Raw genomic sequence first — 13,626 nt, forward strand, 5'->3', positions numbered from 1 at the left:
ATGCGTTTCTTTGGCAAGCTTGTAGAACTGAGCGCAGCACTGGCACTGTTTATCCTGGTGATAATGACCATTGCCGCCGTATTCATGCGCTATTTTGTCGGACAGCCCATTCAATGGACCGAGGAAATGTCCGGACTGCTGATGATTTGGGTAGTGATGTTGGGGGGCGTGGTGGCTGAGCGCGACCGGGCGCATCTGACGATTCCTTTTGTCGTCGATATGCTCCCGCATAAAATCAAACGCATTATTGCCTCGCTGGTTGCCGTGCTGTCCATCGGATTGCTGGTTTATATGGCCTGGCTGGGTTATCGACTGGCGGAAATGGCGCAGTACAAGGTCACGCAAATCTTAAAAGTGTCCTGGTTCTGGATTGATGTCGCCGTTCCGGTCGGTACCCTGGCAACGGCAGCGTACACGCTCTACTGGTTAATTAATGACGTTAAACAGGCCGATGTCGGTGAGGAAAAACAATGAGCTGGTTATTAATTATTCCACTAATGATCGTGTGCTTATTTCTGAATATTCGTGTTTATCTGGCAATGTTTATCGGCATTATTGCCTATTTCCTCTTCTTTTCCACGGTTCCGATTGAAATTGCGGTTCAGCGGTTGATTGCGCCAACCCAAAGCCCATCCCTGCTGGCAATACCCTTCTTTATCTTGTTGGGTACGCTGATGAGTTATACCGGTATTGCAGAACGTATCCTGCAGGTGGCGAATATTCTGGTCGGTAAAATGCGGGGTGGACTCGGTGTCGCTAATATTCTGGTCAGTACCATGATGGGAGGGGTCAGCGCCTCAAACCTGGCCGACGCAGCGATGCTGTCACGCATGATGGTCCCCGAGATGGAGCGTAAAGGCTACAACCGCGCCTTTGCAGCGGCGATCACCGCCGGGGGATCGCTTGTCACCCCGATTATCCCACCGGGAATTGCCCTGATTATTTATGGGCTGGTGGCAGACGTCTCCATCGGGAAAATGTTCATGGCTGGTCTGATTCCGGGCCTGCTCTGTGCGGTGTTGTTAATGTTTACGGTTTATCTGGTTGCCCGTAAAACCAACGCTAAGCCCTCACGCGACACCTGGCCTACCGGTAAGGAAGCGCTCTTCTCGCTTGGGCAGGCATGGCCCGCTCTGTTTTTGATTTTTGCCGTCGTCGGGGGGATTCGCGCCAACATCTTCACCCCAACAGAAGCCGGTGCGGCAGCGGTACTCATTGTGTTGATTATCGGTTTCTTCATTTATCGTCAAATGACTCTCGGCCATGTCGTGAAAGCGCTGGGAGAAACGGCACGGGCAACGGCATCGGTCATGTTAGTCATCATGGCAAGTGCCGCGCTCGGTTGGATCTTCTCAATGGAACATGCTGGCGTCGCGGTGGCGAACTTTGTCACGACGCTGACAGAAAACAAATACATATTCCTGTTAATTATCAATATTCTTTTGCTAACACTGGGGATGTTTCTTGAAGGGAATGCCATTCTGCTGATTCTGGTTCCCTTGCTTAAACCTGTCGTGGCGCATTTTGGAATCGACCCGGTACACTTCGGTATCATCATGATTTTCAACCTTTCTATTGGCGCCTTCACGCCGCCGGTTGGCACCGTCATGTTACTGGTCTGCAATATTACGCAGGTTTCCGTCGGTCAGTTTTTCCGCCAGTCTCTACCGTTACTGGGTACCTTGTTACTCATGCTGATGTTGGTGACCTACATACCGGCTATTTCGTTATTTCTCGTCTAACCTGTTAATCCCATAGTGTCCCCGCTCGCGGGGACTTTTCCCTGTGACCGGACAGCGCGTTATACTGCCCTCATTGTCACCTTATTCCCGGTATCGTTATGCACATTACGGTTCGCCCCACTACACTGGCAGACGCTGCCGTTCTGCCTGCGATTGAACGCTCAGCAGGACAGCGTTTTTTAACGGTGCCTGCGCTGGCATGGATCGCGGACGATCACATTGTTAGTGCGGAACTGCACCGTGAATATGCCGCTAAAGGATTGAGTTGGCTGGCGCTGGTTGACGATCGGCCCGTTGGATTTCTGCTGGGCGAAGCGATGGAGACGTCGCTGTATATTGCCGAATTTTCGCTGCATCTGGCGTGGCAGGGTAAAGGCATTGGCCGCCAGTTAATCAACACCGTCGCGCAATGGGCGTGTGAGCAGGGCTTTACCTCCCTGACGCTCACCACGTTTCGCCATGTTGCCTGGAACGCACCGCTGTATCAACATCTGGGATTTGAAATACTGGAAGAGAACGCGTTGCCGGCGGCATTACGCCAGAAGCGAGAGGAAGAAACGGCGCATGGCATCCCTTTTGAATCGCGTTGTGCCATGCGCCTGATGCTTAATTAAAACGTTTCCCAGTTATCCCCGGTTTCCGCTACAGCGGCTTTACGCGGTTGAACCGTTGTGGAAACGGACTTCACGCTGGCAACGTCACGCGCACGCTGCTGTTCCTGCTGGATACGAAACACGGCGACGGCCTGCGTCAGACGGCTGGCCTGCTCTTCCAGCGCCGCAGCGGCGGCGGCTGACTCTTCCACCAGCGAGGCGTTCTGCTGAGTTACGCGATCCATTTCCGCCACGGCCAGACCGACCTGGTCAATCCCACGGCTTTGCTCATCGGAAGCCGACGCGATTTCGCCCATGATGTCGGTCACGCGGGTTACCGCATTCACAATCTCATCCATGGTTTCACCGGCGCTTTCTACCAGCGTAGAACCGACGTCAACACGGCTCACGGAGTCTTCAATCAGGCTCTTGATCTCGCGCGCTGCCTGCGCACTGCGCTGCGCGAGGTTACGTACTTCACCGGCAACCACCGCAAAGCCGCGTCCCTGTTCACCTGCACGTGCCGCTTCGACCGCTGCGTTCAGCGCCAGAATGTTGGTCTGGAAGGCAATGCCGTCGATCACGCTGATAATGTCAGCAATTTTCTGTGAACTGGAGGCGATATCGCGCATGGTTTGCACCACGTTATCCACCACTTTTCCGCCTTTTTGCGCCGTTTCGGACGCGCTCAGCGCCAGATGGCTGGCCTGACGGGCGTTTTCGGCGTTCTGCTTAACGGTCGCCGTCAACTCTTCCATGCTCGCCGCCGTCTCTTCCAGAGAGGCCGCCTGCTGCTCGGTACGGGAAGAGAGATCGTTGTTACCCATCGCGATTTCGCTGGCGCCGCTGTAAATGGCGTTCGCGCCGTTACGCACATCGCCCACGGTACGCACCAGTTCACCCTGCATGTGGCGCAGGCTTTCCGCCAGTTGGCCCATTTCATTGGTGCCTTCTACATCAATCCGCTTCACCAGATCGCCGCTGGCAATGTGACGAATGCTCGCGATCAGGCGGTTCATTGGCGCGATCAGCGACAGTTTGATGCCAAACCAGACGGCAATAATGACCACCAGCACCGCTAACAACACGCTGCCCAGAACCCACATCGCCTGGCTGTAAGAGCTGTTGTTGTCCTCTACCGCCAGGTCATACAGACGGTCGTTCTGTTGCAAGTAGTTCACATACTGCTTCTCAAAACCATCCTGATACCCCTGGGTTGGCTGATCGAAAAACTCGTTGATTTTCCCGGCCCCCAGCAACTGGATCAGTTCGGCTAACGCGTTGTGATAGATATCGTAATTGCGTTTAATTTCCGCCGATGCCGCTTCACTTTGACGTGGGTCACGCGGTAACGCTTCATAGTCCGCCCAGTTTTTCTCCGCCTGTTTCAAAGAGGCGCTGGCAATCTGCATCAGCTCCGCAACGGTCGCGCCGCTGCCGATATTGTTCTGATCCATCATGTAGCGGATACCCGCACGGTTAAGGGTGTTACGCGTTTGCAGCAGAGCCACCCAACTGCCGTTCAGCGTAGACTGCTGCTGGCGAATAGTTTGCAGAACGGTGAAATTCTCTTTGTCATTTTTCAATGCGTTAAAGAACAAACCGCCCGAAGTGAGTTGTAAAAGGCCAAATAAAGCCAGAACCAGCAATAAGCTGGTCACAATCTTGATACGTTTTAACATGTTTTCTCTTTCCGCTAGACAGATACTCTGGTTGTCGGCCTGGAACGAGAAAACTTTATGCAATCGCGAGGGGTATCACAGGAAATTTGTTCAATTAACTGGCAAAAAATGCGATTACCCTCTACCCGAACGGGAATCAGGCGAGGATGCCTCGCCCGTTCTGCCTTATCTCAGTGCGGAAATGTCCTCAAACAGGGAACGGGTAATCGTCACCCCTTCCAGCAACGATTTCTCACGCGAACTGAAGCGTCTTTCTCCTGGTAAGCGTGCGCCTTGCTCTTGCATTGCGGCAAACAGGGTTTCGGCGCGATCCAGATGATGATGCGCCTCATCCCCGAGGAACCGGGACGGGTCAAGTGCCAGAATCAGCTCGCCGCCGTATGGCAGACCGCCTGCCCCCTCATCCCAGGCCAGCGATTCCGCACTGGTCATATCACCGATGAGCGGCCCTGCCAGCAGTTCAACCATTGCCGCAAACGCCGAGCCCTTGTGTCCGCCAAAGGTCAGCATCGCGCCATTTAATACCGCCTGCGGATCGGTTGACGGTCGCCCTTCGCTGTCGATACCCCACCCTTCCGGAATCGCTTTTCCAGCTCGCAGATGCAACTGGATCTCGCCGCGCGCCGCCGCGCTGGTCGCCATATCAAAAATGTAAGGCGGTTTGCCTTTGCGCGGCCAGCCAAACGCGATGGGATTAGTGCCAAACAGCGGACGCGTACCGCCTGACGGTGCGACCCAGGCGTGACTTGGCGTACAGGCGTAGCCCACCAGTCCGGCGTCCGTCAGAGGTTCAATATCTGCAAATAATGCGGAAAAGTGAACGCAGCGGTTGATCGCCAGCGCCGCAATTCCGCATGCGCTGGCTTTACTGATGAGCAACGGCAGCGCCTGTTCATAGGCCACCAGCGAGAACGCGCCGCCAGCATCTGCTTTGACGATAGCGGGCGCCTGATCGAAAATCTGCGGACGGGCATCAGCGGAGACTTTTCCTTTACGCAGGGTCTCGACGATCCCCAGCAAGCGCCATAACCCGTGAGACACGCAGCCGTCGCGCTCGCCCGCCGTCACATTGCGCGCGATAGCATCCGCATGTTCCGCGCTAAAGCCGTTGCTGCTCAGCACCTCACGCGCCAGCGTGTAAGCCTCAGATAAAGTGAGGTTTACTGTTTCCATGTTGTTCTCCTTATGATGTTGTCGGCAATAAGCGTAGTCGGTATTCACCCTTCGTTGGCGGATTTTTCTTTGTGATCTCAGTCACATAATATTTACCGCCCGGCGATCCTCTTTACCGCTTACTGACACTTCTGACCGCTTAACTCACCATTTGACCGCTCACTTATTTACCTTACTTTACACGCGCGACTCTCTGGCAAGATCGTCACCAACATAGCAGTCAAATTACCTCTTCAAACGCAACCCAAACCAAACGGCTTCGGCCAATTATTCATCTTATAAAACCAGGTTTTACTATGGATACGAAAAAGATATTCAAGCACATACCCTGGGTGATCCTCGGGATCATCGGGGCATTCTGCCTCTCGGTTGTCGCCTTACGCCGGGGTGAACACGTCAGCGCCCTGTGGATCGTGGTCGCTTCCGTGTCGGTATATCTGGTGGCTTACCGCTACTACAGCCTGTACATCGCCCAGAAGGTGATGAAGCTCGACCCTACACGTTCGACACCTGCGGTCATCAATAACGATGGCCTGAACTACGTTCCGACCAACCGCTATGTCCTGTTCGGACACCACTTTGCCGCAATCGCGGGCGCTGGTCCGCTGGTCGGTCCGGTTCTGGCAGCGCAGATGGGTTACCTGCCTGGTACCCTGTGGCTGTTGGCGGGTGTGGTGCTGGCGGGTGCGGTCCAGGACTTCATGGTGCTGTTTATCTCTTCTCGCCGTAACGGCGCGTCGCTTGGCGAGATGATTAAAGAAGAGATGGGCTCCGTGCCGGGGACCATTGCCCTGTTTGGCTGCTTCTTAATTATGATCATCATCCTCGCGGTACTGGCGCTGATCGTCGTAAAAGCGCTGGCAGAAAGCCCGTGGGGGGTCTTCACCGTTTGCTCCACCGTACCTATCGCGCTGTTCATGGGGATCTACATGCGCTTCCTGCGTCCGGGGCGTGTGGGTGAAGTGTCGGTGATTGGTATTGTTCTGCTGGTCGCGTCTATTTACTTCGGCGGCGTGATTGCTCACGACCCGTACTGGGGCCCGGCGCTGACCTTTAAAGACACCACCATTACCTTTGCACTGATCGGCTATGCGTTCGTTTCTGCACTGCTGCCAGTATGGCTGATCCTCGCTCCACGCGACTATCTGGCCACCTTCCTGAAAATCGGCGTGATCGTCGGCCTGGCGCTGGGTATCGTGATCCTCAACCCAGAGCTGAAAATGCCGGCCATGACCCAGTACATCGATGGTACCGGTCCGCTGTGGAAAGGTGCGCTGTTCCCGTTCCTGTTCATTACCATCGCCTGTGGTGCGGTCTCTGGCTTCCACGCCCTGATCTCTTCCGGTACCACGCCGAAACTGCTGGCCTGTGAAACAGACGCCCGCTTCATCGGTTACGGCGCGATGCTGATGGAATCCTTCGTGGCGATCATGGCGCTGGTTGCGGCGTCCATTATCGAACCGGGCCTCTACTTTGCGATGAACACCCCGCCGGCAGGCCTGGGCATTACCATGCCGAACCTGCATGAAATGGGGGGTGAGAACGCGCCGCTGATTATGGCACAGTTGAAAGACGTGACCGCGCATGCGGCGGCAACCGTCAGTTCCTGGGGCTTCGTGATTTCGCCAGAGCAGATCCTGCAAACGGCGAAAGACATCGGCGAACCGTCCGTTCTGAACCGTGCTGGTGGTGCACCGACGCTGGCGGTAGGTATCGCGCACGTGTTCCACAAAGTGTTGCCGATGGCGGACATGGGCTTCTGGTACCACTTCGGTATTCTGTTTGAAGCGCTGTTCATCCTGACCGCGCTGGATGCCGGTACCCGTTCTGGTCGCTTTATGTTGCAAGACCTGCTGGGTAACTTCGTTCCGTTCCTGAAGAAAACCGACTCTCTGGTTGCCGGTATCATCGGTACGGCGGGCTGCGTGGGTCTGTGGGGTTACCTGCTGTATCAGGGCGTGGTCGATCCGCTGGGCGGCGTGAAGAGCCTGTGGCCTCTGTTCGGTATCTCTAACCAGATGCTGGCAGCCGTGGCGCTGGTTCTGGGTACCGTGGTACTGATTAAAATGCAGCGCACCAAATACATCTGGGTGACCGTTATCCCGGCAGTATGGCTGCTGATCTGCACCACCTGGGCGCTGGGCCTGAAACTGTTCAGCTCCAACCCGCAGATGGAAGGCTTCTTCTACATGGCTAACCAGTACAAAGAGAAGATTGCCAACGGCGGCGAACTGACCGCACAACAGATTGCTAACATGAATCACATCGTTGTGAACAACTACACCAACGCCGGCCTGAGTATTCTGTTCCTGGTGGTGGTGTACAGCATCATCTTCTATGGTTTCAAAACCTGGATGAATGTGCGCAACGTCGACAAGCGTACCGATAAAGAAACACCGTACGTTCCGATTCCTGAAGGCGGCGTGAAGACCTCTTCACATCACTAAGCTGATGCCGGGTAACGCTTCGCGTACCCGGCCTACAAAATGCTTTAAGCGTAGGCCGGATAAGGCGAAAGCCGTCATCCGGCTTTAATCATTCACGAGGCGGCACAATGTTTGGTAACTTAGGTCAGGCAAAAAAATATCTCGGCCAGGCGGCAAAGATGTTGATTGGTATTCCAGACTACGACAACTATGTCGAGCATATGCAAACCAACCATCCGGACAAGCCGTACATGAGCTATGAAGAATTCTTCCGCGAGCGCCAGCAGGCGCGCTACGGCGGCGACGGTAAAGGCGGCATGCGCTGCTGTTAGAAGGAGAAGTGAATGACCCCGATTGCAGTCACCCTACTCACCGGTTTTCTTGGCGCAGGTAAAACCACCCTGCTACGCCACATCCTCAACGAAGAACACGGCTACAAGATTGCCGTTATCGAAAACGAATTCGGCGAAGTGTCCGTGGACGATCAGCTAATTGGCGATCGCGCCACGCAGATCAAAACCCTGACCAACGGCTGTATTTGCTGTACACGCTCCAACGAGCTGGAAGACGCGCTGTTAGACCTGCTCGATAACCTCGATAAGGGCGCCATCAATTTTGATCGTCTGGTGATCGAGTGCACCGGCATGGCCGACCCCGGCCCGATTATTCAAACCTTTTTCTCCCACGACGTGATTTGTCAGCGCTATCTGCTGGACGGCGTGATTGCGCTGGTTGATTCGGTCCATGCCGATGAGCAAATGAACCAGTTCACCATTGCGCAGTCGCAGGTCGGCTATGCTGATCGCATTCTGCTGACTAAAACCGACGTCGCTGGCGAAAGTGAAAAGCTTCGCGAACGTCTGGCGCGCATCAACGCCCGCGCCCCGGTGTATACCGTTACGCACGGCGATATCGATCTTTCTCTGCTATTCGACACCAATGGCTTTATGCTGGAAGAGAACGTCGTCAGCGCCAAACCGCGCTTTCACTTTATCGCCGACAAGCAGAACGATATCTCTTCCATTGTGGTGGAACTGGATTACCCTGTGGATATCGGCGACGTCTCCCGCGTGATGGAAAACCTGCTGCTGGAATCCGCCGAAAAACTGCTGCGTTACAAAGGTATGCTGTGGATTGAAGGCGAACCGAACCGTCTGCTGTTCCAGGGGGTGCAACGCCTGTACAGTGCCGACTGGGACCGCCCGTGGGGCGACGAACAACCGCACAGCACGCTGGTGTTTATCGGCATTCAGTTGCCGGAAGACGACATCAGAGCCGCCTTTGCGGGGCTGAAGAAGTCGTGATTCCCGTGCCCGATGGCGCTACGCTTATCGGGCGCCCTACCCCGTAGGCCGGATAAGGCAAAGCCGCCATCCGGCATTGGCTCGATAATCCCCTTATCCCTCCACCACAAATCGCGTCGCCGCAAAGCAGTTCAGTATTCGGTGGACCAGAAAGACCATCGTCAGCGTTGCCAGCAGCGCGACGGTGACTGAGGTGATGCGGTACAAATCGCTGAACACCAGGTCGCTGTTCGGGTGCAGGTTCTGGCCGAACATAATACCGATTGTGGTGATGCTGGCGAACCCCACGCCTGCGCCCACTTTTTCCATGACGTGCAGACGGGCGCTAAAAGCCAATCCGAGACCGATCAGCGGCATCATTAACAGCATGTGATTACTGAAATCATAAATCAGCAACTGCACCACCAGAATATAGAGACAGGCCAGTACCACACCGACGACGCGCCAGAGGGAACTCAGGACCGCGCCGCGATAGTGCATCGGAAAGAGGATCAAAATCCCCGCCATCAGCGCTGACAGCGAATCGCTCAGATCGCAAATCTGGAAGATCACAAAGATCATCGTCGCCACGGTGCCGGAAAGCAGCGATTCGTGGCGAATGCGGGCGTCGTCTTTCTCAATGCGCGGCGGCGAGTTACGCGGTTCCACATCGGGGATCAAATAGTGCAGCAGCGCACTCAGCGCTACCGCCATCACGCAGGCTTCCATGTTGGAAAACATCAGCGTGTGCCAGTCTGTGGTGGGATAGCTCATAAAATTGAGCATCGTACTCTGGCAGACCACACCCATTGACCCCAGCAGAAACAGCGGCCCCTTGCTCATAAAGCGAAAGCGCATCACGTAAAGGCCAAACACCACCAGCGTCATGATCACTGGCCATTGCGAGAGATAACCGACAATCAATACCATTTCGACGCAGTTCACCGCCGCACTGAACACAAACTGCCGCGCTACGTGGCGGTTAAACACCGGTACCAGCGACATCAGCATCAACGGATAGACCACGAAGAAAACGCCGTACTGGACGTTGTAAAAGGTCGAAATACTGAGCGCGATCGTCCCGGCAACGGCTATCCGCAGAGTCTGGCGAAAGTCGTTGGCTGTATAGACGATGTTGTCATGTGGCGTGAATACGCGCGCCAGGGTGTTAATAGACATAATGCAGCCAACTGACCAGGCGGATTTGCGCGCCAGCAAAAGTTCGGGCAAAGGGGCCTTCGCTGTTATACAACTGCACCGTGGCGCGGGCACCGGTCGGTAACGGTTTGTCCAGTGGTTCACTCAGCGTCACGTGAATACGCATCCGCTGCGCATCGCGCACCCAACGGGTGGATTGCTCTGGCTGCGACAGTTGACCGTTGACCTCTTCCTGTCCGGCGAGGATCCCCGCATCGCTGCTGGTCACACGCGCACGGAACACTTTACCCGGCATGGCATCAAACACCACGGCGGCATCGGTATTGACGCGGGTATGGCGCAGGCTCTTCTCGCGGAAATCGGCCACGATATCCGTCTGATTACTGACCAGCGCCAGCAGTGGCGTGGCGGCGGTAGCGTAAAGCCCGGCGTTAAGCTGGAGATTACTCACCGTTCCGTCCGTCTCTGCGCGCACTTTTGTCCATGCCAGATTCAACTGCGCCTCTTCCAGCGCGTTGCGATACTTTTGCAGCGTCACGTTATGGCTGTCTTCGCGCTCGCCGCGTTGGATCAGCAGATTCTGGATGTTGGCATGCAGCGCGGTTACCGACTGTTCGCTGGTCTGCCAGGTCGTCCGCACCCTGTCGAGATCCGCCTGCGAGACGTTTTGCATCGCGCTTAGCCGCTGATAACGATCGAACGTCAGTTTGTCATTACGCGCCGTATATTCAGCAGTACGCAGGTTGGCGCGGGCAGAAGCAATCTGTGCATCCAGTTGCTGATTGCTCAGTCTGGCCTGCGCAAAGGCGATTTGCGCGGCCTCGACTTTGTTGATAAATGGCGTGGGATCCAGCTCGTAAAGCAGATCGCCTTTTTTTACCGTGCTGTTGTTCTGCACGTAGACGTGCGAAACATACCCGGAAACGCGTGCTGAAACCGGCGTAACTGTACGCATCACCGTGGAATCTGGCGTCAGCGGGATCCAAATATCGGCAACGATAAACCAGGCGAATATGGCAAGGAAAGCGGCAATACTCACCCTTACCCAACGGGCAAATTTTTGTTCTGGGGTCATCATAGTTTTTAGTGTTGATTATCTTCTTCGCGGATTGTCCGCAGATTGCAGGCGATTACATTTAAGGTGGCGCTGAAGGAAGCGAGATCTGCTTCAGGAATGGTACGCGTGACGCGACATTGATAGGCTTCAATCATCCGGTTCAACTCTACCAGCCGGGCACGGCCTTCCGCAGTTAGCATTAGCAGACGGATGCGTTTGTCATAAGGCGATGTGGAACGCACCAGATAGCCCTGATTTTCCAGTTGTGTGAGCGTGCGCATCAGCGGTGGCAGTTCAATACCCTGCACCTGTGCCAGTTCACTGACCGAAACGTTATCGCCCAGTTGATACAGTTGCATCAGCACCGTCCAGCTGGACTGGGTCAGGCCGGTATCGGTAATAGCCGCATCAATAATGGCCCGCCATTGACGCACGACCATCGCCATACGCATCCCCAACGGGCGGCGGGCAAACAGCTCATCTTCAGTCATGTCTCTTTCCTCTCTAAGCGAAAGGAAAATAATACTTATCAGGATAAGTATCAAGAAACACACTGTCTGTAAGCATGAATTGATAAATTTTATGAATGTAACAAAGGCCGGACGGGTTCAACCTCCAGCCTCTGACTGCTACAGTCACGCTATTCAATCTGATCCCGGCGTAATCCCAGATCCTTGAGTCGCTCATCACTCATCTGTTGCAGGATCCGTCGGGTTTGCGCCTGCAGATGCCATTTTTTAAACGCTCGCCAGATCAGGACAAAACCAATAAACGGCTGCTTTGCTTTGTTTTCATGAAATTCCATACTCCACCCCCTCTCATACCAGAGCCTGTATTCTGGCGGTTTTCGAGTGGATCGATACAGATTCAAAAACAGCTTTTATTTAACATACAGATTCGCTAATACTGTCTCTGCATCGCACATTTTGCACCTGTCTGTACTGGTTTTTACATCTGTATGGCATCTTCGAGGGATACAGCATGACGCGTTACCAACATCTGGCCAACCTGCTGACCGAGCGTATTGAACAAGGGCTGTATCGTCACGGAGAGAAATTGCCGTCAGTACGCAGTCTGAGTCAGGAGCACGGTGTCAGTATCAGCACCGTACAGCAGGCGTATCAGGTACTGGAATCATTGCAGCTCATTACGCCGCAGCCCCGTTCAGGCTACTTCGTCGCGCCTCAGAAAGCGCTGCCGCCGGTCCCGCCGATGTCGCGTCCGGTACAGCGTCCGGTTGAGATTACCCAATGGGAGCAGGTACTGAACATGCTGGAAGGCCATCACGACCAATCGGTTATCCCGCTTAGCAGCGGTATTCCGGATGTTAGCCAACCCAGCCTGAAACCGCTCTGGCGCGAACTCAGTCGCGTAGCACAACACAATCTGAGTGCGGTTCTGGGCTACGATGAACTGGCTGGCAGCCTCGCACTACGCCAGCAAATCGCCCGGCTGATGCTGGATGGCGGATCGGTGGTTAACGCCGACGATCTGGTGATCACCAGCGGCAGTCAAAGCGGCATGTCACTGGCCCTGCTGGCCGTCTGCCAGCCAGGAGACATTGTCGCTGTGGAATCCCCGGCTTATTACGGCACCATGCAATTGCTGCGCGGTTTAGGGATCAAAGTGATTGAGATCCCGACCGATCCGGATACCGGCATCAGTATTGAAGCGCTGGAGCTGGCGCTTGAACAGTGGCCGATCAAAGGCGTTATCCTGGTGCCCAATTGCAATAACCCGCTCGGTTTTATCATGCCGGACACCCGTAAGCGGGCGGTGCTGGCGCTCGCTCAACGCTACGACATTGTGATTTTCGAGGATGATGTTTACGGTGAACTGGCGACAGAGTATCCCCGCCCCAGAACCATTCACTCCAGGGATATCGACGGTCGGGTTATCCTTTGCAGTTCATTCACCAAATCGGTCGCCCCTGGCCTGCGCGTCGGCTGGGTCGCTCCGGGTCGTTATCACGACAAATTACTGCATATGAAGTATGCGGTTATTGGCACCAACGTTCCCGCCACACAACTGGCGGCTGCGACGTTTGTCCAGGAAGGACACTATCACCGCCACGTCCGGCGAATGCGGCAGATTTATCAGCGTAATATGGAGATTTATACCTGCTGGGCGCGGGAATACTTTCCTTGTGGGATCTGCGTAACGCGACCAAAAGGCGGTTTTATGCTGTGGGTCGAATTGCCGGAACAAGTGGATATGGTTTGCGTTGCCAAACAGCTTTGCCGCCTGAAAATTCAGGTCGCGCCGGGCTCACTGTTTTCCGCATCAGGGAAATACCGCAACTGCGTGCGCATAAACTGTGCGCTTCCGCCCAACGAGAAGCACCGGGACGTGATGCAGAAGCTGGGCGAGGCGATCAAAGTCGCGATGGAGTAAACATTCGACTTACCGGACGGCCTGAACGCGACACAGCGTATTCAGTGAATCACACTCTGCAGCTCTTCTGCGGAAAGTCCGGTAAGTCTTTGTACCGTGATATAACAAAGCATGACTA

General features: G+C 54.9%; 13 protein-coding genes. 7 read left to right on the forward strand and 6 right to left on the reverse strand.

Translation table 11 applies throughout. From position 1 onward, the window contains the following. The 3 genes from KI228_RS18635 to KI228_RS18645 all read left to right on the forward strand — a co-directional run bounded on the left by KI228_RS18635 (window position 1) and on the right by KI228_RS18645 (window position 2,356). Complete coding sequence (locus KI228_RS18635) at window positions 1–474, forward strand: TRAP transporter small permease (RefSeq protein ID WP_042999314.1); 474 nt, start codon at window positions 1–3, stop codon at window positions 472–474. After that, window positions 471–1,742 (forward strand): TRAP transporter large permease, encoded by a 1,272-nt coding sequence (locus KI228_RS18640; protein WP_044253891.1) that lies wholly within the window; start codon window positions 471–473, stop codon window positions 1,740–1,742. The genes KI228_RS18635 and KI228_RS18640 overlap by 4 nt, the downstream gene beginning before the upstream one ends. 98 nt (window positions 1,743–1,840) lie before the next feature. After that, a complete protein-coding gene (locus KI228_RS18645) occupies window positions 1,841–2,356 on the forward strand; it encodes a GNAT family N-acetyltransferase (RefSeq protein ID WP_042999312.1) in 516 nt (171 codons plus the stop codon). On the opposite strand, the gene tsr is transcribed toward KI228_RS18645, so the two are convergent. Beyond that, window positions 2,353–4,017: a methyl-accepting chemotaxis protein gene (gene tsr / locus KI228_RS18650; RefSeq protein WP_042999311.1), complete on the reverse strand. Its 1,665-nt coding sequence runs from the start codon at window positions 4,015–4,017 to the stop codon at window positions 2,353–2,355. The two genes, KI228_RS18645 and tsr, sit on opposite strands and share 4 nt — an antisense overlap. Window positions 4,018–4,182: 165 nt before the next feature. Continuing rightward, the gene (locus tag KI228_RS18655) at window positions 4,183–5,190 is read right to left on the reverse strand and encodes an Ldh family oxidoreductase (protein WP_061069594.1); all 1,008 of its coding nucleotides are present in this window, start codon (window positions 5,188–5,190) and stop codon (window positions 4,183–4,185) included. 296 nt (window positions 5,191–5,486) lie between these two features. Between KI228_RS18655 and btsT the strand changes: the two genes are divergently transcribed. The 3 genes from btsT (at window position 5,487) to yjiA (ending at window position 8,920) form a co-directional block, all read left to right on the forward strand. Beyond that, complete coding sequence (gene btsT / locus KI228_RS18660) at window positions 5,487–7,637, forward strand: pyruvate/proton symporter BtsT (RefSeq protein ID WP_042321961.1); 2,151 nt, start codon at window positions 5,487–5,489, stop codon at window positions 7,635–7,637. Window positions 7,638–7,744: 107 nt separating this feature from the next. After that, the gene (locus tag KI228_RS18665) at window positions 7,745–7,948 is read left to right on the forward strand and encodes a YbdD/YjiX family protein (RefSeq protein ID WP_024130742.1); all 204 of its coding nucleotides are present in this window, start codon (window positions 7,745–7,747) and stop codon (window positions 7,946–7,948) included. A 12-nt stretch (window positions 7,949–7,960) separates the two neighbouring features. Next, complete coding sequence (gene yjiA / locus KI228_RS18670; RefSeq protein ID WP_061069593.1) at window positions 7,961–8,920, forward strand: GTPase; 960 nt, start codon at window positions 7,961–7,963, stop codon at window positions 8,918–8,920. Window positions 8,921–9,013: 93 nt separating this feature from the next. On the opposite strand, the gene KI228_RS18675 is transcribed toward yjiA, so the two are convergent. The 4 genes from KI228_RS18675 to KI228_RS18690 form a co-directional block, all read right to left on the reverse strand. After that, the gene (locus KI228_RS18675; RefSeq protein WP_061069592.1) at window positions 9,014–10,078 is read right to left on the reverse strand and encodes a DUF2955 domain-containing protein; all 1,065 of its coding nucleotides are present in this window, start codon (window positions 10,076–10,078) and stop codon (window positions 9,014–9,016) included. Continuing rightward, window positions 10,068–11,135 carry an HlyD family secretion protein gene (locus KI228_RS18680; protein WP_042999306.1) on the reverse strand — a complete coding sequence of 356 codons (1,068 nt, stop codon included), beginning with the start codon at window positions 11,133–11,135 and terminating at the stop codon, window positions 10,068–10,070. Before KI228_RS18680 ends, KI228_RS18675 begins: the two co-directional genes overlap by 11 nt. A gap of 5 nt (window positions 11,136–11,140) precedes the next feature. Beyond that, window positions 11,141–11,605: a MarR family winged helix-turn-helix transcriptional regulator gene (locus KI228_RS18685; RefSeq protein ID WP_042999305.1), complete on the reverse strand. Its 465-nt coding sequence runs from the start codon at window positions 11,603–11,605 to the stop codon at window positions 11,141–11,143. Window positions 11,606–11,754: 149 nt separating this feature from the next. Then, window positions 11,755–11,919: a DUF1127 domain-containing protein gene (locus KI228_RS18690; RefSeq protein WP_071888362.1), complete on the reverse strand. Its 165-nt coding sequence runs from the start codon at window positions 11,917–11,919 to the stop codon at window positions 11,755–11,757. Window positions 11,920–12,095: 176 nt separating this feature from the next. Here KI228_RS18690 and KI228_RS18695 point away from each other — a divergent pair, with 176 nt between their 5' ends. After that, a complete protein-coding gene (locus tag KI228_RS18695) occupies window positions 12,096–13,508 on the forward strand; it encodes an aminotransferase-like domain-containing protein (protein WP_061069591.1) in 1,413 nt (470 codons plus the stop codon). Window positions 13,509–13,626: the final 118 nt, after the last annotated feature.

Origin of the sequence: Citrobacter amalonaticus (genome assembly GCF_018323885.1) — a bacterium.
In the GTDB taxonomy this organism is placed as follows: domain Bacteria; phylum Pseudomonadota; class Gammaproteobacteria; order Enterobacterales; family Enterobacteriaceae; genus Citrobacter_A; species Citrobacter_A amalonaticus.

Coding starts and splice junctions, on each gene's coding strand:
- KI228_RS18635 (WP_042999314.1), top strand. CDS start 1: ATGCGTTTCTTTGGCAAGCTTGTAGAACTGAGCGCAGCACTGGCACTG.
- KI228_RS18640 (WP_044253891.1), top strand. CDS start 471: ATGAGCTGGTTATTAATTATTCCACTAATGATCGTGTGCTTATTTCTG.
- KI228_RS18645 (WP_042999312.1), top strand. CDS start 1,841: ATGCACATTACGGTTCGCCCCACTACACTGGCAGACGCTGCCGTTCTG.
- tsr (WP_042999311.1), bottom strand. CDS start 4,017: ATGTTAAAACGTATCAAGATTGTGACCAGCTTATTGCTGGTTCTGGCT.
- KI228_RS18655 (WP_061069594.1), bottom strand. CDS start 5,190: ATGGAAACAGTAAACCTCACTTTATCTGAGGCTTACACGCTGGCGCGT.
- btsT (WP_042321961.1), top strand. CDS start 5,487: ATGGATACGAAAAAGATATTCAAGCACATACCCTGGGTGATCCTCGGG.
- KI228_RS18665 (WP_024130742.1), top strand. CDS start 7,745: ATGTTTGGTAACTTAGGTCAGGCAAAAAAATATCTCGGCCAGGCGGCA.
- yjiA (WP_061069593.1), top strand. CDS start 7,961: ATGACCCCGATTGCAGTCACCCTACTCACCGGTTTTCTTGGCGCAGGT.
- KI228_RS18675 (WP_061069592.1), bottom strand. CDS start 10,078: ATGTCTATTAACACCCTGGCGCGCGTATTCACGCCACATGACAACATC.
- KI228_RS18680 (WP_042999306.1), bottom strand. CDS start 11,135: ATGATGACCCCAGAACAAAAATTTGCCCGTTGGGTAAGGGTGAGTATT.
- KI228_RS18685 (WP_042999305.1), bottom strand. CDS start 11,605: ATGACTGAAGATGAGCTGTTTGCCCGCCGCCCGTTGGGGATGCGTATG.
- KI228_RS18690 (WP_071888362.1), bottom strand. CDS start 11,919: ATGGAATTTCATGAAAACAAAGCAAAGCAGCCGTTTATTGGTTTTGTC.
- KI228_RS18695 (WP_061069591.1), top strand. CDS start 12,096: ATGACGCGTTACCAACATCTGGCCAACCTGCTGACCGAGCGTATTGAA.